At 59.5% G+C, this 17,753-nt stretch carries 14 protein-coding genes; 7 read left to right on the top strand and 7 right to left on the bottom strand.

Annotation, left to right across the window (positions count from 1 at the left end):
- Positions 1-68 precede the first annotated feature (68 nt).
- Positions 69-1,580: a replication-associated recombination protein A gene (locus tag HNQ64_RS14525; RefSeq protein ID WP_246431056.1), complete on the bottom strand. Its 1,512-nt coding sequence runs from the start codon at positions 1,578-1,580 to the stop codon at positions 69-71.
- Positions 1,581-1,583: 3 nt separating this feature from the next.
- On the opposite strand from HNQ64_RS14525, the gene HNQ64_RS14520 reads away from it, so the two are divergent.
- Both HNQ64_RS14520 and HNQ64_RS14515 read left to right on the top strand, forming a co-directional pair.
- The gene (locus HNQ64_RS14520) at positions 1,584-2,660 is read left to right on the top strand and encodes a polyamine ABC transporter ATP-binding protein (protein ID WP_184209833.1); all 1,077 of its coding nucleotides are present in this window, start codon (positions 1,584-1,586) and stop codon (positions 2,658-2,660) included.
- 32 nt (positions 2,661-2,692) lie between these two features.
- Complete coding sequence (locus HNQ64_RS14515) at positions 2,693-3,517, top strand: ABC transporter permease (protein WP_184209831.1); 825 nt, start codon at positions 2,693-2,695, stop codon at positions 3,515-3,517.
- A 486-nt stretch (positions 3,518-4,003) separates the two neighbouring features.
- On the opposite strand, the gene hisD is transcribed toward HNQ64_RS14515, so the two are convergent.
- Both hisD and HNQ64_RS14505 read right to left on the bottom strand, forming a co-directional pair.
- Positions 4,004-5,290, bottom strand: coding sequence for a histidinol dehydrogenase (hisD, locus tag HNQ64_RS14510; protein WP_184209829.1), 1,287 nt, complete (start codon positions 5,288-5,290; stop codon positions 4,004-4,006).
- A gap of 57 nt (positions 5,291-5,347) precedes the next feature.
- A complete protein-coding gene (locus tag HNQ64_RS14505) occupies positions 5,348-7,534 on the bottom strand; it encodes a transglutaminase family protein (RefSeq protein WP_184209827.1) in 2,187 nt (728 codons plus the stop codon).
- Positions 7,535-7,684: 150 nt separating this feature from the next.
- Here HNQ64_RS14505 and HNQ64_RS14500 point away from each other — a divergent pair, with 150 nt between their 5' ends.
- On the top strand, positions 7,685-8,422 hold the full coding sequence (locus HNQ64_RS14500; protein ID WP_184209825.1) for an ion transporter: 738 nt from the start codon (positions 7,685-7,687) through the stop codon (positions 8,420-8,422).
- 39 nt (positions 8,423-8,461) lie between these two features.
- Positions 8,462-9,886 carry a 3-keto-disaccharide hydrolase gene (locus HNQ64_RS14495; protein WP_184209823.1) on the top strand — a complete coding sequence of 475 codons (1,425 nt, stop codon included), beginning with the start codon at positions 8,462-8,464 and terminating at the stop codon, positions 9,884-9,886.
- An 85-nt stretch (positions 9,887-9,971) separates the two neighbouring features.
- On the opposite strand, the gene HNQ64_RS14490 is transcribed toward HNQ64_RS14495, so the two are convergent.
- A complete protein-coding gene (locus HNQ64_RS14490) occupies positions 9,972-10,610 on the bottom strand; it encodes a hypothetical protein (RefSeq protein ID WP_184209821.1) in 639 nt (212 codons plus the stop codon).
- Between the two features lie 122 nt (positions 10,611-10,732).
- Here HNQ64_RS14490 and HNQ64_RS14485 point away from each other — a divergent pair, with 122 nt between their 5' ends.
- Positions 10,733-12,175: a Gfo/Idh/MocA family protein gene (locus HNQ64_RS14485; protein WP_184209819.1), complete on the top strand. Its 1,443-nt coding sequence runs from the start codon at positions 10,733-10,735 to the stop codon at positions 12,173-12,175.
- A gap of 109 nt (positions 12,176-12,284) precedes the next feature.
- Here the strand turns inward: HNQ64_RS14485 and HNQ64_RS14480 are convergent, their stop codons facing one another.
- Both HNQ64_RS14480 and HNQ64_RS14475 read right to left on the bottom strand, forming a co-directional pair.
- Positions 12,285-14,285 (bottom strand): prolyl oligopeptidase family serine peptidase, encoded by a 2,001-nt coding sequence (locus HNQ64_RS14480; protein ID WP_184209817.1) that lies wholly within the window; start codon positions 14,283-14,285, stop codon positions 12,285-12,287.
- A gap of 19 nt (positions 14,286-14,304) precedes the next feature.
- Complete coding sequence (locus HNQ64_RS14475) at positions 14,305-14,919, bottom strand: Ntn hydrolase family protein (RefSeq protein WP_184209815.1); 615 nt, start codon at positions 14,917-14,919, stop codon at positions 14,305-14,307.
- A 207-nt stretch (positions 14,920-15,126) separates the two neighbouring features.
- Between HNQ64_RS14475 and HNQ64_RS14470 the strand changes: the two genes are divergently transcribed.
- Positions 15,127-15,705, top strand: a complete 579-nt coding sequence (locus HNQ64_RS14470) for a c-type cytochrome (protein ID WP_184209813.1) — start codon at positions 15,127-15,129, stop codon at positions 15,703-15,705.
- A 58-nt stretch (positions 15,706-15,763) separates the two neighbouring features.
- Positions 15,764-16,699, top strand: a complete 936-nt coding sequence (locus tag HNQ64_RS14465; protein WP_184209811.1) for an NAD(P)/FAD-dependent oxidoreductase — start codon at positions 15,764-15,766, stop codon at positions 16,697-16,699.
- On the opposite strand, the gene HNQ64_RS14460 is transcribed toward HNQ64_RS14465, so the two are convergent.
- A complete protein-coding gene (locus HNQ64_RS14460) occupies positions 16,696-17,730 on the bottom strand; it encodes a LacI family DNA-binding transcriptional regulator (protein WP_184209809.1) in 1,035 nt (344 codons plus the stop codon). The genes HNQ64_RS14465 and HNQ64_RS14460 overlap by 4 nt on opposite strands.
- Between the last annotated feature and the right edge of the window lie 23 nt (positions 17,731-17,753).

Genomic DNA, 17,753 nt, shown 5'->3' with positions numbered 1-17,753 from the left:
ACGGTCAGAATGTTTTCAAGTGAACAAAAAAGCCAATTACAGAATTGGTATCCTCGCATCGAAGCAGATCATACTGATTCATTGCTTTTACTCCTTTTACCGGAGTTCGGCTTGGAAGGCTGTACTTCATTTTCCGCCTGTTTCTCCCACTGCTGGCGGTAGTGATCCAGGCGTTCTTTGATGCGGCCTTCGAGGCCGTTGGTGGTGGGATCGTAGTATTGTTTGCCGCCTTCCAGGCAACGCTGGGGGACGAAGCCGCCTTCGAAGTCGTGGGGGTAGAGGTAACCTTCGCCGTGGCCGAACTGTTTGGCGCCTTTGTAGTGGGCATCGCGCAGGTGCTTGGGCACGGGGAGGGTGCGACCGTTTTTCACATCGTCGAGCGCGGCGTTGATGGCCATGTAGGCGCGGTTGCTCTTCGGCGCGGTGGCGATGTAGATGACGGCGTGGCCGAGGATGATGCGTGCCTCGGGCATGCCGATGACCTCCACCGCCTGCTGGGCGGCCACGGCCACGCGCAGGGCATTGCTATCTGCCATGCCCACGTCCTCACTGGCGGCGATGACGATGCGGCGGGCGAGGAAACGGATGTCTTCCCCGGCGTAGATCATTTTGGCCAGCCAGTAGATGGCGGCATCGGGATCGGAAGCGCGCATGGACTTGATGAAGGCGCTGGCGGTGTCGTAATGCGCATCGCCATCGCCATCATAGACCACGGTTTTTTGCTGCACGGATTCCTCCGCTGCCTGGAGGTCAATGGTGACGCGGCCCTCGGCATCGGGCGTGGAGGAGAGGACGGCCAGCTCCAGGGCATTGAGGCACTTGCGGGCATCGCCATCGGCCACGGTGGCCAGGTGCAGGCTGGCCTCAGGCGTGAGGGTGGCATTCCATTTGCCCAGGCCCCGCTCTCCATCGGCCAACGCCCGCTGCATGAGGATCTGGAGGTCTTCGATGCCCAGGGGCTCCAGAGTGAAGACCTGGGAACGGCTGACGAGGGGGCTATTGACGTAAAAGAAGGGATTGTGTGTGGTAGCGCCGATGAAGCGCAGGGTACCGCGCTCCAGGTGCGGGAGCAGGACGTCCTGCTGGGCTTTGTTAAAGCGGTGGATCTCATCCACAAACAGCACGGTACCCTGGCCGGTGAGCTTCTTCAGCTTCAGCGCGGCATCGGCTTCTTTGCGGATGTCGGCCACGCTGCTTTCCACGCCGCTGAGGGTGACGAAGCGGGCCTTGGTCTCCTGGCTGATGATGTGGGCCAGGGTGGTCTTGCCCACGCCAGGCGGGCCATACAGGATGATGGAGGAAAAACGGTCCGCCTGCACGGCGCGGCGCAGCAGCTTGCCCTCGCCCAGGATGTGCCCCTGCCCGGTGTACTCCGCCAGCACTCGCGGCCTCATGCGCGAGGCCAAGGGGGCATCTGGCTGCGCATCCACGACGGTGCCGGAGGCCTCGCTGGGGGCTTGGAAGAGGTCTTCGCTCATGAAAAAGTTTGCGGTGGTTGGCAGTTGTTTGCCGTCGTTGGCGATGGTTTCTTTAAAGCCAGTGCCCACTACTGCAATCCTTAGACCTCTACTGCCAGCCATTCTGTGAACGATTTTCTCTCCATCGAAAAAGTCTTTCGGCACTTCGGCCCGCTGCGGGCGGTGGATGGGGTGACTTTGCAGATCCGTCAGGGGGAGATCTTTTCTCTCCTGGGGCCCAGCGGCTGTGGCAAAACCACGCTGCTGAAGATGCTGGCCGGGTTTGAGAAACCGGACGCGGGGCGGCTGATCCTGAATGGCCAGGACATCACGGACCTGCCGCCGGAGCGGAGGCCGGTGAACACGGTGTTTCAAAACTACGCGCTGTTCCCGCACCTGAGCGTGTGGGAAAACATCGCCTTCGGGCTGCGCATCGCAAGACGGCCCAAGGTGGAAATCACGGCGGCGGTGGAGCGAATGCTGGCGATGATCCAGCTAGGGGATCATGCGAAGAAAAAGCCAGCCCAGCTCAGCGGTGGGCAGCGGCAGCGCGTGGCCATCGCCCGGGCGCTGGTGAATGAACCGAAACTGCTGCTGCTGGATGAGCCCCTGGCGGCACTGGACCTAAAACTGCGGCAGCACATGCTGGCGGAGCTGCAGGCCATCCATGCGCAAGTGGGCACCACCTTTATCTACGTGACGCATGACCAGGGGGAGGCCCTGAGCCTGAGCCACCGGATCGCGGTGATGGAGGCAGGCAAGGTCTCGCAGGTGGACAGTCCACGCGGCCTTTATGAAGCGCCCGCCACCAGCTTTGTAGCCGGCTTCATTGGCGATGCCAACTTCCTCGAAGGTCGTGTGGAGGAGCCGCTTTCCCATGGGCGGCTGCGCGTGACGGTGGCGGGCCTGGGCAGACTGGTAGTGACGGGACATGCCACACTTTTGGTTGGGCAAACGGTACGCGTGATGGTGCGGCCTGAGCGGCTGCACCTCACTCAGGAAAGGCCCGTGCTAACGGCAGGCGAAAATGCCCTCCCCACCCGGATCGAATCCGTCACTTACTTTGGCCCCCATGCCAAGGCTCAAGTGCGCTGCGGCCCGCACACGCTGCATGTGCAGCAGCCCAGCGGAAAGACTCTTTTAGCGACCGATACGGAAGGGTGGTTGCACTTTGAACCCGAGGCCGCGCGAGTGGTGGATTGAGGAAAGATCCCTCCGAAAACTGTCGCTACTCCATGAAATCCCGCCGTGAACTCCTGCTCACCCTGCCCTCTTTGGGTTGGCTGCTGGTGTTCTTTGCCCTGCCCTGTGTGTTGATCTTGGGGCTGGCGTTTCGGGCCAGTGATCTGCGGGGTGGTGTGGGCGATGCGTGGTCCCTGGAGACGGTGAAGTCGCTGGCGGACAGTCAGTATCTACCCGTGGTGTGTAAGACACTCTGGATGAGTGTGGCGACGACGGCGTGCTGCCTAGCCCTGGCACTTCCCGTGAGCTGGGCGCTGGCGCGCATGGGGGCTTTTTGGCGGCAGATCGTGCTGCTGCTGATCATCGTGCCCTTTCTCACGAACTTCATCATCCGCATCTTTGCGTGGCGTTCGCTGCTGCATCCGGAAGGGATCATCAAGCAGGCGCTGGTGTGGCTGCACCTAGCCACAGAGGAGACGCTTTTGCTCAATAACGCCGGGGCGGTGCTGCTGGTGATGGTTTATACCCAACTGCCCTTCGCCATTCTGCCCCTGTATGCGGCGGCGGAGAAATTCGACTTCACGCTGGTGGATGCGGCGCGAGATCTGGGAGCCTCCACATGGCAGGCGTTTCGGAAGGTATTTTTGCCGGGTGTCCGGCAGGGGTTGATCTCAGCCATCGTCATCGTGTTTGTCTGCTCGTTAGGCCAGTATGTGATTCCGAAATACGTGGGCGGCACGGGCGATGAGATGATCGGCAACAAGATCGAACAGCGCGCTTTCAGTGATCGCAACTTGCCGTTGGCCAGTGCGCTGTCGGGGGTGTTGTTGCTGGCTGTGCTGGTGCCGACCTTATGGTTAGGCCGGCTAAAAAAATGATCTAGCCACGTCTGTGCAGGGTGAAGTTTTGGGAGGTTCACACCTCGTTAGCTCTACCATTTCCAGCTCCCAAAGCGCATTCCCACTCGCCCAAGAATTGGGGGAGATGCCCAGGTGAGGGGGTGGTCGCTGCACGCAGAAAGTCCGTTCGCAAAAAGGTGCCCTTTTCTCCAAATGACGCCTCCGCCCTCCACATTCGAGAGCATTCGAACCGCCCCTCACCCCGAGCCCTTTCGCTTCGCGGCTTCGCACCCCCGCAAGCGGGGCGAGGGAGGACGTCTTTTCACCTCCGTGAGCAAAAGACCAAACAGGAAGTGAAAGTGAGATCGCCGGTGAGTGCAAGCCTACTGCGCATGTCGGCCACCTGCTGGCGCAGGCAGCTACTTCAAACCCCACCTGCTGGCGCAGGCAGCTACTCCAAACCCCACCTGCTGGCGCAGGCAGCTACTCCGAACCACGCATGCGGGCGTAGGTGGCGACGGGAATTTATCGGGCGCGGATGGCGACGGATTCGCCGTGGGCGTCCAGGCCTTCGACCGCAGCAAAGGCGCGGACGATGGGCACGGAGGCGGTGACGCTGGCTTTATCTAGGCGGATGATGCTGGTGCGGCGCTGGAACATGTCCACGGTGAGACCGGGGAAAGATTTACCCGCGCCACCGGTAGGCAGCGTGTGGCTTGGTCCTGCTAGGAAATCCCCCACGGCCACAGGGGAGTCATTGCCCAGGAAGATGGCGCCAGCGGTGCGGATGAGCGGCAGGATGTCCCCTTCCCGTTCGGTGATGAGGGTCAAGTGCTCGGGCGCGTAGGCATTCACCAGACGAGCGCCTTCTTCCAGAGAAGGCGCCAGCAGGAGGAACACACCTTTTTCCAAAACGGGGGTCAACTGCGCCTGACGGCTGAGTGTCGCGCACTGGCGGTCCACCTCAGCCACCACCGCGTCCAGCAGAGCGGCATCGTCGGTGATGAAACCGGCTTGGCTGTCCTTGCCATGCTCGGCCTGGGCCAGGATGTCAGCGGCGATGAAGGCAGGATTTCCAGACTTGTCCGCCAAGATGAGGACCTCACTAGGCCCAGGCAGGAGGTCAATGGACACGACGCCGAAGGCCTGGCGCTTGGCCTCGACCACGAAGCTGTTGCCGGGGCCGAAGATCTTTGCCACTGGGCGGATGGTTTCCGTGCCGTAGGCCATGGCGGCGATGGCTTGAGCCCCGCCGATTTTATAGACCTCCGTGGCACCGGCCAGCTTCAGGGCGGCCAGCAGGCCCGGATTCACCGTGCCATCTTTACCACAAGGGGTGCAAACCACGATCTCTGGCACGCCTGCCGCTGCGGCCAGGGTGACGGTCATGATGGCGGTGGAAACCAGGGGAGCGGAGCCGCCGGGAACGTAGCAGCCTACGCGCTCAAAGGGGTGATACACCTCTCCTACCTGCGCCCCTTGATCATTGGTGCCAGACCAGTCCTGGCGCAGGCTTTTCTGGGCAAACGAGAATACATTCCGATGGGAGGCGATGAGCGCCTGCTGCAAATCTGCGCTGGCTGTATTCCAAGCGCCAGCCAGTTCATCCTGGGAAATGGCGAGTGTTTCAGGGGTCAGCGTGGCTCCATCGAACTTCTGGGTGAGCTCGATGAGGGCCGCATCGCCGGAGGTGCGCACCTGCTTGATGACGCCGGAGACGACTTCCTGCACAGCATCGCTGGCCTCAGCGCGGCGGTTCAGGGCTGCAGCGGTCTCCTGCCAGGTGGGGTCGGTGTGGCGAATGATCTTCATGGAACGTGTCTTACGTGCCATGGAGGCGGAAGGCGTCAAGATCAAGTCCGGGGGGCCTCATTCCAAAGACTGCAACCAGTCCTGAAGTTGGTCCCGCATCTCCTCCGGCGCACCCTCGGGGTAGTGCTCCGTGAGCCAGCGTACATCCTCAGCCGCTTCTTTTTTCAAACCGAGGCGCTGTTTCATCTGGGCGCGGTTGATGCGCTGCACGGCAGCATCGGGGTCTAGCGCGATGGAGAGATCCAGGTAAGGCATGGTCTCCTTGATGGAGGCCGCATCATCCAGGGTGCTGCTGAGGAGGTTATTCAGCATGCGCAGGACGATGTCCCGCTTCTTGGCGGGCTCCAGGCTTTCTTCGGCGAATTCACCACGCTCCGTCAGTTCCATGGCGGCCTGCATGACGGTGAGTTTTTTACCCCGCTCAAACACGTCCAGTAGCTGCAGTTCCCCCTCAGGCCCTTCCCGGTAACCCACCATGAAACGACCTGGTAGAGGAATGCCGTGTACGCCTTTCACCCCGAGACGGGAGGCCAGCTCCATGTAGAGAACGGATAGGGTGATGGGGAGACCTTCGCGATCATCCAGCAGTTCATTCATGTAGCTGTTGGACTTGTTTCCATAGTCATGGCGGCTGCCGTGAAAGCCGCCTTCTTCAAACAGGTAACGATTCAGCCGCTTCACCGCTGGCAGGGTGCCCTGGAGGATTTCGGGGTCCTGCTTGAGGTCATCCACCATGCGGTTAAAACTCTGCAAGTACTGGGCGACGTCCACCTCAGGGTTGTCATGGCGGGCCAGCAGTAAGGTGGCGCGGATGAGGTCGGTCTGCTCCTCGGGTTTGGCCAGTTCCTTCACCAGTTCCCGCGTGACGGCGTGGCGGTGCAGGTCCTGTTCCAACTCGGCTAAAGCGGCGGCTTCCAGCTCAAGCTGACGACGCTTTTCCGCCAGCAAAAGGCGGCTGGCCTCGGGCTGATCCAGCAGTTGTTGGAGGGTTTTGGACTTGACGCCGGTGCTTTGAGCGAAGGTCTGCAAGGCTGCTTTGATCGTGGTGGCCACCTCCTCCGGCACAGGCTTCTGGGAGAGATCTGCCCCGAGGCGGAAGCCACGGAATTCCGCCTCCGTGTTGCGGAATTTGCACAGGCCCGCGTAGCCGCCCCGCAGGCCGCTGTCCTGCTGCACCAGCACGCGCTGGTCATTGACCCAGCAGGTGATTTGCTCTGGCTCCACCCGCACGCGAAGGAGGTTCCACTGACCTGGGCGGTAGGCCTCGGTAGGCACATCCGCCAGGATCGTCCAGGAGTACACATCTGGCCCCTCAAAGCGAGTGAGGCGCAGCTTTCCTGCTGAGGGGTAAAAGCCGTAATGAGCATCTGCCCCGTCCGAACAAAAGACGAGGCCTGCCGCGCCGGACTCATCCCCCAGCTTCACATGGGCGGCCACTTCGAAGGTTTCCCCAGGCTGCTCCGGTGCCCATAGGCAGAGGGAGCGCCCGCCAAAACCCGTGCCGGGGGTAGAGGCCTGGATGATGCCTGCGTGCTGGGTCCAGCGTGCGCCTAACAGAGGCGTCCACAGCTTCGGATTCAGCACACCGATGGTGAGCCAGCGGGCCATGGGCACTGGGTTGGGCTTTTCAATGAGGCGTTTCAGCTCATTCACCGGCATGGCAAAACCGAGGTTTTCGGTGACGGCGGATTTCATCGTGAGGATGCCCAGTACGCGCCCCTGGCGATCTAGCAGAGGCCCGCCACTGTTGCCTTTTTCAATGGGTAGGGCCAAACGGATCATGGGGATGTCATTGACGACATCGGGAAACTCAGACACCACGCCATCCACCACGCTGAAGGCGAGCCCCTGGGGATTTCCCATGGCCACGATGGGCTGGCCTTGCTGGATGGTTTCGCTATCGGCCAAGGTGAGGGGTTTCAGGCCCTTTTTCGCGATGCGCAGCAAGGCGAGGTCCCAGTGCGCATCCGTAGCGGTCACTTCCACGACTTCATGCTTCTCGCCATTCGCCATCTCCACCTCCAGCCTTCGCGCCTCGCCGATGACGTGCAGATTCGTGGCGATGAGGCCATCTTCACTCACCACAAAACCCGCGCCCAGGCCGTCCATGCCCTCTCGGCCTGATTGCAAGACCTTGACGACGGATCGCTTGGCCTCCGCTGCGATGGCCTCCACGGACTTTGCAGACGGAGCCGCCCCCAGGACGGCAGGGGCCAGAAGCAGGAGGCAGAAAAGCGTGCGCATGGAATAAAACAGGTGTGCAAGATACGCGCCGGAAAAGATAAATAGTGCGTCTGCGGTAGAACGGCTGGAAAATGGAAAAACTAGGCTCCATTGCTCCGGCTGAGCCCGTTTTCATGTCCACAGCTCCCCATCAGGTTTGTTTCTCCCGCTATGAACACGCTCCGCCTGCGCTTTCTGGATGCCCTGGTCCTTCTGCTTTCCATCTATGTCATCGTGGCGCTGCTGCTGGATCTCACCGTGCCGCTGGAGCAAAATGTGCGGGAGCTGATGTGCTACGTGGACTGGTTTGTCTGCTCCATCTTCTTCCTGGACTTTTGCCTGCGGTTTCGCCGGGCTGAATCAAAGCTGGCCTTCATGCGCTGGGGGTGGCTTGACCTCCTCTCCTGCATCCCGGCGGATATTTTCACCATTGGGCGGGCGGTGCGCATCGTCCAGATCGTGCGCATCCTGCGCGCCTTCCGCTCGGCCCGGGCCATCATGGCCTACCTGCACCAGCACCGGGCGCGCAGCATGGCAGCGACCACGATTTTGATGGCCGTGGTTCTACTATTGTTTTCCATCATCTCCATCCTGGTCTTTGAAAATGTGCCCGAATCCAACATCAAATCTCCCATGGATGCATTTTGGTGGGGCATCACCACGATGACCACGGTGGGCTATGGAGACCGCTTTCCAGTCACGCCTGAGGGGCGGCTGGTCGCCATGATCTTGATGGTTACCGGCGTGGGCTTGTTCGGCGTGCTTACAGGCCTGTTTGCCCGATTCTTTGTGGAGCCCGACCTGAAAAAAGATGACACGGAGATTAAAGAACTGATCACCGAAGTGCGCCGCCTGCGCGAGCGTCTCGAAAGTATCGAAAAGCGCCCCGACGACACGCACAGAAACTGAAAGAACGCCCGCCCCGGTCCCGACTCATTTCTTCCACTCATGAAAGCACCGCTTTTTACTTCCCTGCTCGCCCTGGCCGCCATCACCGGCTTGCGCGCTGAAAACAATGTCCCGCCTGAGGGGTTCAAACCGCTCTTTAATGGCAAAGATCTCTCCGGCTGGTATGGCTGGGGCACCCGCGACCCGAGCGAACTGTGGGCCATGACGCCTGAGCAGCAGGCCGAGTACAAAAAGAAATCCGTCGAAGGCGGTACTGTGGATGCCAAAGGCAAGGCTGCCGACGACCACGTGAACGCCCATTGGAAGGTGGAAAACGGCGAGCTGGTGAACGATGGCAAAGGCCTCTACCTCACCACCGACAAAGACTACGGCGACTTTGAACTCTGGGTGGAATACAAGGCCCTGCCAAAAGGCGACAGCGGCGTTTATCTGCGCGGCATCCCCCAGGTGCAGATCTGGGATGCGGATGAAGAAGATCCCAAGGGCCTGGGCCGTGCCAAGGGCTCTGGCGGGCTCTGGAACAACAGCGCTGGTGCTCCTGGCAAGGACCCGTCCAAGCGCATGGACAAGCCCCTGGGCGAGTGGAACAGCTTTAAAATCACCATGATCGGCGAGCGCGTGACCATCCTCTTCAACGGTGAAAAGGTGGTGGACAATGCCGTGCTGGAAAACTTCTTCGCCAACAAGAAGGCGGGTTACTTGGCTTATGTGAAACCGAAAGCTGGCGAAGTAGCCCCACCGAAACCCGCAGGTTTCATGAAGGACCCCGCCTTTGCCAAAGGCCCGATCCAGCTCCAGACGCACGGCAGCGAGATCCGCTGGCGCAATGTTTTCATTCGTGAAATCAGCCCGGAAGAGGCCAACAAAACCCTGGCTGCTGGTGAAGAAGGCTTCAAAGAAATGGTCAATGGCAAGGACCTCAGCAACTGGCAGGGCTCTGTCGAAAACTATGAAATGAAGGACGGTGCCATCTACTGCAAAGCCGGCAAAGGCGGGGATCTCCTAACGCTGGAAGAATACGGCGACTGCGTGATCCGCACCGAGTTTATCCTGCCTCCAGCAGGCAACAACGGCATCGCCCTGCGGACCCCGAAAGAGGGCAATGCTGCCTGGAACGGCTTGGAACTCCAGGTCATTGACAGCGATGGCTACAATGCCAAGTCCAAGACCCCGCTGAAGGACTACCAGTATCACGGTTCCGTGTATGGCCTCATCGGCGCGAAGCATGGCTACCTGCGCCCCGTGGGCCAGTGGAACTTCCAAGAGGTCACCGTCAAGGGCCAGCAAATCACCGTCACGCTGAACGGCACCAAGATCCTAGATGCCGACCTGAGCCAGGTGGACCGCAGCCAACTGGACCCGAAGAAGACGCCCAAGGGCCTGGACAAAACCAGCGGCTTCATCGGCTTCGCTGGCCACAGTGATCCAGTGGGCTTCCGCAGCTTCCGCGTGAAGAAGCTCTAAGCAAGCCTCTAGAAAATTCAGAGCCCGCCTTGGATCTTCCAAGGCGGGCTTTTTGTTTGGGCCGTTGTCGGCTCCATTCAGCGCATCAAGGCAGGGTGAGATAGCTGCCTTCGATCGCTTGTTTCTTGCGGATCTCTCCGTTGAAGGAGTACTCCACGGTCAAAATATTGGTGGAAGCACCACGAACGAAAACGGTGTTTGAGCCGCTGCGTCTGACGGTGACACGACCCGATTCCAGCGTAGCGGCGGAGCTCAAGTCATCTGACACCATGATTTTCACCGGTTCGGTGATGACCCCTGTGGGCACCAGTTTGGAGAGACGATTTTTGACATTGCGTGGTTGGTTACCTTCCAGGGTGTATTTGGCGCTGATGAGCACGATTTCTCCCGGTGTGAACCCGGAGGTGGCTGGCGAAATTTGTGTGGAGACCACCGGCTTAGGCGAGAGTGTCACATCCGTCTGCGCCACCACGACTTTGCGGCTATTGGCCGAGATGACGACGTAGCCCATCCGCTGTTCCAAGACGTCATACATCATGCCTTTTTTAAGAGGCATCGTCCCATCAGCCAAGTTGCGATCATTGAGCGTGCGCCCGGAAGTGGAGCGGACGAGCTCCGCCCGCATGGAAGGCGCGGCGGGAGCTGTCGGGGCGGGCTCAGGAGACTGGCCAAAACTGGCGGCTACCATGAGGAGAGAGAGGGCAGAGAGAAAAAACCTTTTCATGTGGGTGAGGAACTGATGCGAAACACTAAGCAATACATTTATCATGACAGAAGTTTATCAAGGTGACAAAAATTGCATTTCCACTTGTCCCCGCCTGCCGGGTTTCATAAAACGGCGGGCTTATGATCCACCCAACCACACGTCGTACATTCCTCCACAGGGCTGCCCTAGCCACCACCGCACTTTCAGCCAGCCGTGTGCTGGGGGCGAATGAAACGGTGCGCGTGGCGGCCATCGGTCTCGGCGGCCAGGGGATGGGCAATGCCAAACGCATGGCCAAGGTGCCTGGGGTAGAAATCGCCTACCTGTGCGATGCGGATACGGCTCAGCTGGACAAGGCAAAAGTGGCCTTTCCAAATGCCAAAACCACGCAGGACCTGCGGCATGTGATGGATGACAAAAGCATTGATGCCGTGATCGTCTCGACGGGCAATCACTGGCACGTGCTGGCCTCCATCTGGGCCTGCCAAGCAGGCAAGGATGTGTATGTGGAAAAGCCCATTTCCCACAACATCTGGGAAGGCCGCCAACTGGTGGCTGCGGCACGCAAATACAACCGCATCGTCCAGGGTGGCACGCAGCAGCGCAGCGACCCCTTTCACGATGAACTGAAGGCCTACCTGGATGGCGGCACACTGGGCGCGATGAAGTATGTGCGCTGCAATCACTACGGCATGCGGGCCACCATTGGCAAACGCCAGACACCCATCACACCGCCTACCTCGGTGGATTACAATCTCTGGTTAGGCCCAGCTCAGGATGTGCCGATCCTGCGCGAGAGATTCCACTACGACTGGCACTGGAACTGGAACACGGGCAATGGCGAACTGGGCAACTGGGGCCCGCACATCCTGGACGACCTCCGCAACGTGGTTTTCCGTGACAAGATCAGCCTGCCGAAACGCGTGCTGGCAGGCGGGGGCCGTCTGGGCTGGAATGATGCGGGTGAGACGCCGAACACCCACTTCCTCTACTACGATACGGGCGTGGTGCCGGTGATCATGGACGTGCATAACCTGCCCCGTCAAAAGGGAATGAAAGCCCCCGATGTCTATCGCCGCCGCCGCTCCAGCGCCTTCCTCATCATCGAGTGTGAAGGTGGCTACTACGCCGGTGGCCGTGGTGGTGGCTCTGCCCACGACCCGGCAGGCAAGGTCATCCAGAAATTCAAAGGCGATGGCGGTGCAACCCACGCGGCGAATTTTATTGCCGCAGTGCGCTCGCGGAAAAGCAGCGACCTGAAGGCCGAGATCGAGCAGATCCACTTCTCCAGCGCCTGGTGCCACCTGGGCAATATCTCCTGGCGTCTGGGACAAATGGCAGATCTGGATGAAGCCAAGGCCCGGCTCAAAGACTTCCAGCCTTGGCAGGAAGTCATCGAAGACCTGCCAGCTCACCTCACCGCCAATGAGGTCACTTTAAAACCTGGCGACCTGCGCGTGGGGCCTATCCTGGAGATTGATGCTGAAAAAGAAACCTTCATTGGCAGCTCTGCGACTCCTGAGGCGCTGGCCCTGCTGAAACGAGAGTATCGCGCAGGTTTCGTGGTGCCTGAAACGGTGTGATCCGGGCCGAGGAGGCTCGTTTAACCCCATAAAAAATCCCCGCTTGAAAAACTCAAGCGGGGATCAAAGGGAGATTACCTAACTAACTTTAGATTGATCCATTCCCGGATCATTTTTTCCATTCCCAAGTCTCACCAAAGAAGCCAGCATCGCTGATGCCGCCTGGGGTGCGAGTAGACTTCGGCTGAGTGAAATCCACGATCGCCCAGTCGGGCAGCTTGGCGACCTGACGCGCATTGTTCAGGTAATCGTATTCACGGTAGGTGAAGCTGCTGTTGATGACGACGTAGCGCTTGGGGTTCAGCGGATTTGGATACACCAGCACGGGGGCGTGGGTCTTGGAGTCATAGGTTTTGCCATTGGCGATCAACTTGTCCTGCGTCCACTGGATGGGCAGTTTGGCGATGATCTTGGCCAGCACAGCATTGCTCTGTGGGTCGCCCCAGAGGATGAGGTTGTTGTTGGCCATGTCAGCCTCGCTGATGTCCTTGTCAGCCTTGGCTGGGGCATCCCCGCGGAACTGGCGACGCCACTCAAAGACGGCGCGTTCCATTTCCGCTTTGCTCCAGGCTCCGACTTTGTCATTGAGCGCAGTACCCGTAGGCTTCACATAAAGGAAGCTGCCCATGAAGGCATCATCAATCGGACCAGAGAGACCATGATGTTTGGTCAGCTTGCCCTCTTCTTGGGCACTAGCGACCACTGCCCACTGGCCGTCTTGTTTGCGCAAATGCACCAGCCAGGAGCGGTCGGACTTGGGCTTGGCCACCGTCAGTTCCTTGCCGTCAATTTTCACCACCGGCGCTTCCTGCACACTGAAAGGGCAATGACCCGCAGGCATGTCCAGGCTCAGGGCCGTGACGTTGCTGGTCTTCACGGTGACTTCTTTCGCACCCGTGATTTTGGCGTCCACGCGGGCCTGCTTCCAGCTTTCGCCCAGACCATTCACGGCCACCCAATGCATTTTGTTATACCGGAGGAACCAGGTCGCGAAATGAATCTCGTCGGGGCTACGATCACGACCCACGGCGGCGATGTCTGCCAGACGGCGCTCGATCTCGATGAGGGAATCTGGATGGATTTTGTGAGCAGTCTGCGGCCCGATAATGTGGACGAGGTCAATGTTCTCGGCCTTCAGGTATTTCTCCATGATGTCAGCCGCCTGCTTCTGTTTATCAATCTCCCCGCTGTAAGCCACGGTGGGAGTGTTGAAGAGATTCACCGCGCTGTCGGTGGCGTTGTACCAATGCCATAGGGTCTTCTCATACCAAGGCACTTTGGTGACGTCTTCGGTCTGGAAGACATTGAGGAATTCAGGGGTCTCTGAGAAGCCAGCACCGGGATTCGCCGCGCACCATTTGTCCGAGTAATTCACGGCGAACTGCCACGCTGCCGCACCGCCCATGCTGAAGCCGCGCACGAGGGTGCGGTCTTCATCCACATGATAAAATTTCTTCGCGTGATCCAGCGCCTCCAGCAGATCCATCTCACCAGCAAACTTATTGGCGCAGCAGTAGCGGCCGTAAGGGTGAAGGACGATGGTATTGGCCGGGGCCACATTGCCTGTTTGTTTGCGGCGCTGATCAATGAAGGAGAGTTCGCTCAGGGTCTCGCCACGGCCATGGCACCACACGTCCAGGCGGGTGGCAGCACCATTGTAGCTGTCTGGAATCACCAAGCCGTAAGGCTGCACGGAGCCATCAATCTTGGAGCGATAACCACGCACCACGAGACCCTTTTGCGTGGTCCAGGGAGATTGTCCATTTTTAAGCTGTTCTGCGCGCAGCTTGCCTTCTGCCAGAGTTTCCAGGGCCGATTTAATCTCAGCGGGTTTGTGGATTTCTTTGAACTTCAACGCCCAATCCACGCCCTTGTAAAAGATCTCCACATCGGGCAGCAGATCAGCCAGCTTGGGATTTTTCGACTGAGCTTTGACCGCCGCATCAATGGCGGCACGCAGTTCCGTCAGGCCCTGGGTCAGCGCCTTGACATCGGCCTCAGGCACATCAATGCCGATGGGCGGCACGGGGCGGACATTATCGGCGAGGTTGTCCTTGGGCCCATCGGCCAAAGCCAGAACGGGGAGGAAAAAAAGAGGAAGATACTTCATGGTTGGGAGTGAGGGAGAGCTACGCTGAACGACGGGCTTTTTTGGCAGGTTTCGACTTCGCTGGGGCAATGAGTGGGCAGGTGTGGATTTCAAACGGGGCACCGGTGCCGCCATCAAACTCTGCGGAGGCCTGAAGGCCGGCTTTCACGATGTCCACCACGTCCTCATACTGATCATACACGGTGTGCATGGCCCCGAGGGCGAAGTCACGACCGGAACCCGCGGCCCAGAATTTGTGAAACTGCTGCGCACTGCGGTAGGAATACAGCGCAAAGATGCCGTGAGGATTGGCGATGAGGCCATAAAATTGGGTGGTCTCATACTCCTCACCTTTGTCCGGCATGGAGGCCATGAAGTACTCGGCCTTCATCCAGTGATGCGCATGGCGGAAGGTCTCAAAGATCATGTCTGTGGAGGAGAAATCTCGCGGGCGCTCGGGGTTGGCAAAGTAGCTGTTCATCACCACCAGACTGGTGGTGGTGCCGGTGAGGCCCACGTAGGTATCGCCCAGTTTCGTGATCTTGCTTTTATTCACCACATGGTGAGCGCGCTGGCGCAGGGAGCCGAGGCTGCTCATGGTATCTGCGCCGATGCAGGCGACTCCGTTCTTTTGGGCGACGACGATGGTGGACATGATGGACGGGGAGTGTGGCAGGTCTTGATTTTTGCGCAAGATGGACGTGCCGATTGATTCTTGAGCGTGGGTTGGCATTCGGTGCGCCGTTGTTTGCGCCCAGTCAGGTTGAAAGAGAAAGTCCGAAGAAATGACCGTTGTTATGAGATGCTGAAATCTGTTCTCCTGTGTCTCTTCCTCTTAGCTTTGCGATGCCCCGCTGAGGAGATGGGAGCGCAGCTTTTTCAAACGGTGTGCGCGGCCTGCCATGGCCCCAAAGGAGAAGGCAAAGATGACCTCAAGACACCCTCCATCGCCAATCTCCCCGAGTGGTATGTGCTGCGGCAACTGACCAACTTTCACGAAGGCAGACGGGGTGAGAATGGGCAGGTGGACCCCCAGGGAGCCCTCATGGCAGCCATCGCCAAGACGCTGAAGCCCGAGCAGATGAAGGCGGTGGCCAATCACGTGCAATCCCTGGCCCTGGTGGTGCCGAAAGAACGCACGCTGGAAGGTGCCCAAGTGCAGGCTGGCCAGGAGCTGTTTTACGAACGCTGCATGGAATGCCACCGCTACAATGCCAGTGGTGAACAGCTTTTCGGCAGCCCACCCTTGGTCGGCCGCCAGGGGTGGTACCTACTGGCTCAGCTCAAGAAATTTAAGAGCCTGCATCGCGGCAATGCCAAGGGGGATGATAAGGGGGCCAAGATGGTCATGATGACCACGCTTTTCATCGAGGATGAGCAGGTGATGAAAAACCTGGTGGGCTACATCCTGACACTGAACCCCGAGCCGATTAAGCCCTGAATCCATCCGCAGGCCAAAGTATATCCGCCCCACTGCCGACAACAGGCGTAAAGTGGCCATGCCCAAAATCGCCATCATCGGAGCCGGACTCGCCGGCATCGCCTGCGCCCGACGTCTGAAGCAGGAAGGAATGCCCGTGACGGTGTTTGAAAAATCGCGTGGTTATGGCGGGCGTTGCGCCACCAAACGCTGGCAGGACTGCCGCGTGGACCATGGCGCGCAGTATTTCACGCTGCGCGATCCACAGTTTCAACAAACCGTCCAGGAAGTCTGCGGTGACCAAGTGCTGTCCCTCACAGCCCCTGTGCTTCACCTTGAAAATGGCCAGTCATCCTGCACTCCTCGTTACTACCATGTGAAAGGCAATAGCCACCTGTGCCGTGATCTGGCGCAGGGTCTGGAGGTTCGTTTTGAGCAAACCCTTACCCCTGTGAGGGCTGACGGGGAGGCTTGGCAGATCCAAGATGAAGTTTATGACGAAGTGATCAGCACGGCGCCACTGCCACAGACGCTCAAGCTGTTTAACCAACCTGCGACCGTAGATCCCTACGTGCCCTGCCTGGCCATGCTGGCCCTGTATCAGCAGCCACCGCAGGGCAAAACTGCCGAGCTCTACGGCATGATGGGAAGGCCTACCGACGACATCGCCTGGTCTGCGTGTGAGAATCATAAGTTAGGCCGCATCACACCGGGGAATACCGTCATGGTGGTGCATGCAGGGGAAAGATTCAGTTACGAGCACCTGGAATCTCAGCCTGAGGAATGGTCGGCGCTTTTGCGGAAGCAACTTGAAACCCTGTGGGAGCTGCCACGGCAAAACTTCACGGCCCAGCTCACGCACCGCTGGCGATTTGCGCGCGTGAACCAGCCTGTGAGCCCACCCAGCCTCCCGGCAGGCCTGCATTTCTGTGGGGATGCCCTGGGGCAATCGCGCGTGGAGGCCGCTTGGTTGCAAGGGGTATCCCAGGCGGAAGCCTTGCTGACGGCCCTTTAACTCTGCCGCGCCCGGACCGAGGGTCCTTCGATCCACTCAGGTGGGATGAGGATCTGACGCGGCACCTCGGGCACGCCGCTTTCGTTTTGCAAAAGCTGCGTGGCCACCAAGTCCACCCCCGCAGCCGCCACGTGGTCGCGCCTTTGATAAATGCCCGCGTAACCTTTCATGGCGGAGGTCCAGTCATGGACGACGAGGCCGACGTCTTCCGGCACACGCTGGCCCATTTTTTCCAGCCAGTCGGGCACATGCTGATCGAAGGTGATAAGGGCATCCGGGCGCTCGCTTTGCATCCAGTCCATGAACTCCTTCCGGCAGCGGCTGAAGTCATTGTGCGGGAACAGCAATACGGGCACACGCTGGCCCTGCGGGATAGCCTGCTGCACATGCAGCATGGCCCCGCTATAAGCCCCCTCCGCCCGATGATCCACCCACTGAGTCACCGCCAAACCGATGCGCTGGTAACCCCGTGCCTTCAGTTGCTTCACCGCAAGCTGAATGCCGAGGTTCATGTTCCCGGCTGCGCGATGCAGCGAGGGCTGCGTGAGGCCAAAACCAAAGGTAGCCGAGGCAAAGGGGGCGTAGTCCAACTGCGCGCACAGCATCTGCGAAGACTGGGGTGAAACGATAATGCCCTCAATGCCACGCGCCTGCAGGATGCAGACCAGCCGTGCAGGATCTAACCCGTCCTTGCCTAACCAAAATTCCTCCGCGTGATACCCGTGCTGGCTGGCGCGACGGCGGATGTCCTCAATGGGTACGTATTGATAGGTGGTGCCGTGCAGTGCATCCTTAGGCACCGTCTCACGAATGACGGCGATCACAGCCCGGACACGCGATTTCTTGCGCCCACGCACCATCGTCATCATGCGCGCGAGGTGCGGGTCTGGCTGATAACCCAGAGCAGCGATGGCCTGCTGCACGCGCTCGCGTGTCTCCGCTGAGACACGCGGGGAATGATGCATCACCCGCGAGACGGTCATGGCGGAGACGCCTGCCGTCTGGGCGATTTGCTGGAGGGTGACCGACATGCCCTTCGCTCTACGCCAGGAGG

It is taken from the genome of Prosthecobacter dejongeii, from assembly GCF_014203045.1.
Lineage (GTDB): Bacteria > Verrucomicrobiota > Verrucomicrobiia > Verrucomicrobiales > Verrucomicrobiaceae > Prosthecobacter > Prosthecobacter dejongeii.
The sequence above is the reverse complement of the archived record's forward strand: the minus strand, read 5'-3'. Positions and strand labels throughout refer to the sequence as shown.

Bases quoted from the DNA above. Each gene is read 5' to 3' on its own strand.
- HNQ64_RS14525 (WP_246431056.1), bottom strand. From the start codon at position 1,580: ATGGCTGGCAGTAGAGGTCTAAGGATTGCAGTAGTGGGCACTGGCTTT.
- HNQ64_RS14515 (WP_184209831.1), top strand. From the start codon at position 2,693: ATGAAATCCCGCCGTGAACTCCTGCTCACCCTGCCCTCTTTGGGTTGG.
- hisD (WP_184209829.1), bottom strand. From the start codon at position 5,290: ATGAAGATCATTCGCCACACCGACCCCACCTGGCAGGAGACCGCTGCA.
- HNQ64_RS14505 (WP_184209827.1), bottom strand. From the start codon at position 7,534: ATGCGCACGCTTTTCTGCCTCCTGCTTCTGGCCCCTGCCGTCCTGGGG.
- HNQ64_RS14500 (WP_184209825.1), top strand. From the start codon at position 7,685: ATGAACACGCTCCGCCTGCGCTTTCTGGATGCCCTGGTCCTTCTGCTT.
- HNQ64_RS14495 (WP_184209823.1), top strand. From the start codon at position 8,462: ATGAAAGCACCGCTTTTTACTTCCCTGCTCGCCCTGGCCGCCATCACC.
- HNQ64_RS14490 (WP_184209821.1), bottom strand. From the start codon at position 10,610: ATGAAAAGGTTTTTTCTCTCTGCCCTCTCTCTCCTCATGGTAGCCGCC.
- HNQ64_RS14485 (WP_184209819.1), top strand. From the start codon at position 10,733: ATGATCCACCCAACCACACGTCGTACATTCCTCCACAGGGCTGCCCTA.
- HNQ64_RS14480 (WP_184209817.1), bottom strand. From the start codon at position 14,285: ATGAAGTATCTTCCTCTTTTTTTCCTCCCCGTTCTGGCTTTGGCCGAT.
- HNQ64_RS14475 (WP_184209815.1), bottom strand. From the start codon at position 14,919: ATGTCCACCATCGTCGTCGCCCAAAAGAACGGAGTCGCCTGCATCGGC.
- HNQ64_RS14470 (WP_184209813.1), top strand. From the start codon at position 15,127: ATGGGAGCGCAGCTTTTTCAAACGGTGTGCGCGGCCTGCCATGGCCCC.
- HNQ64_RS14465 (WP_184209811.1), top strand. From the start codon at position 15,764: ATGCCCAAAATCGCCATCATCGGAGCCGGACTCGCCGGCATCGCCTGC.
- HNQ64_RS14460 (WP_184209809.1), bottom strand. From the start codon at position 17,730: ATGTCGGTCACCCTCCAGCAAATCGCCCAGACGGCAGGCGTCTCCGCC.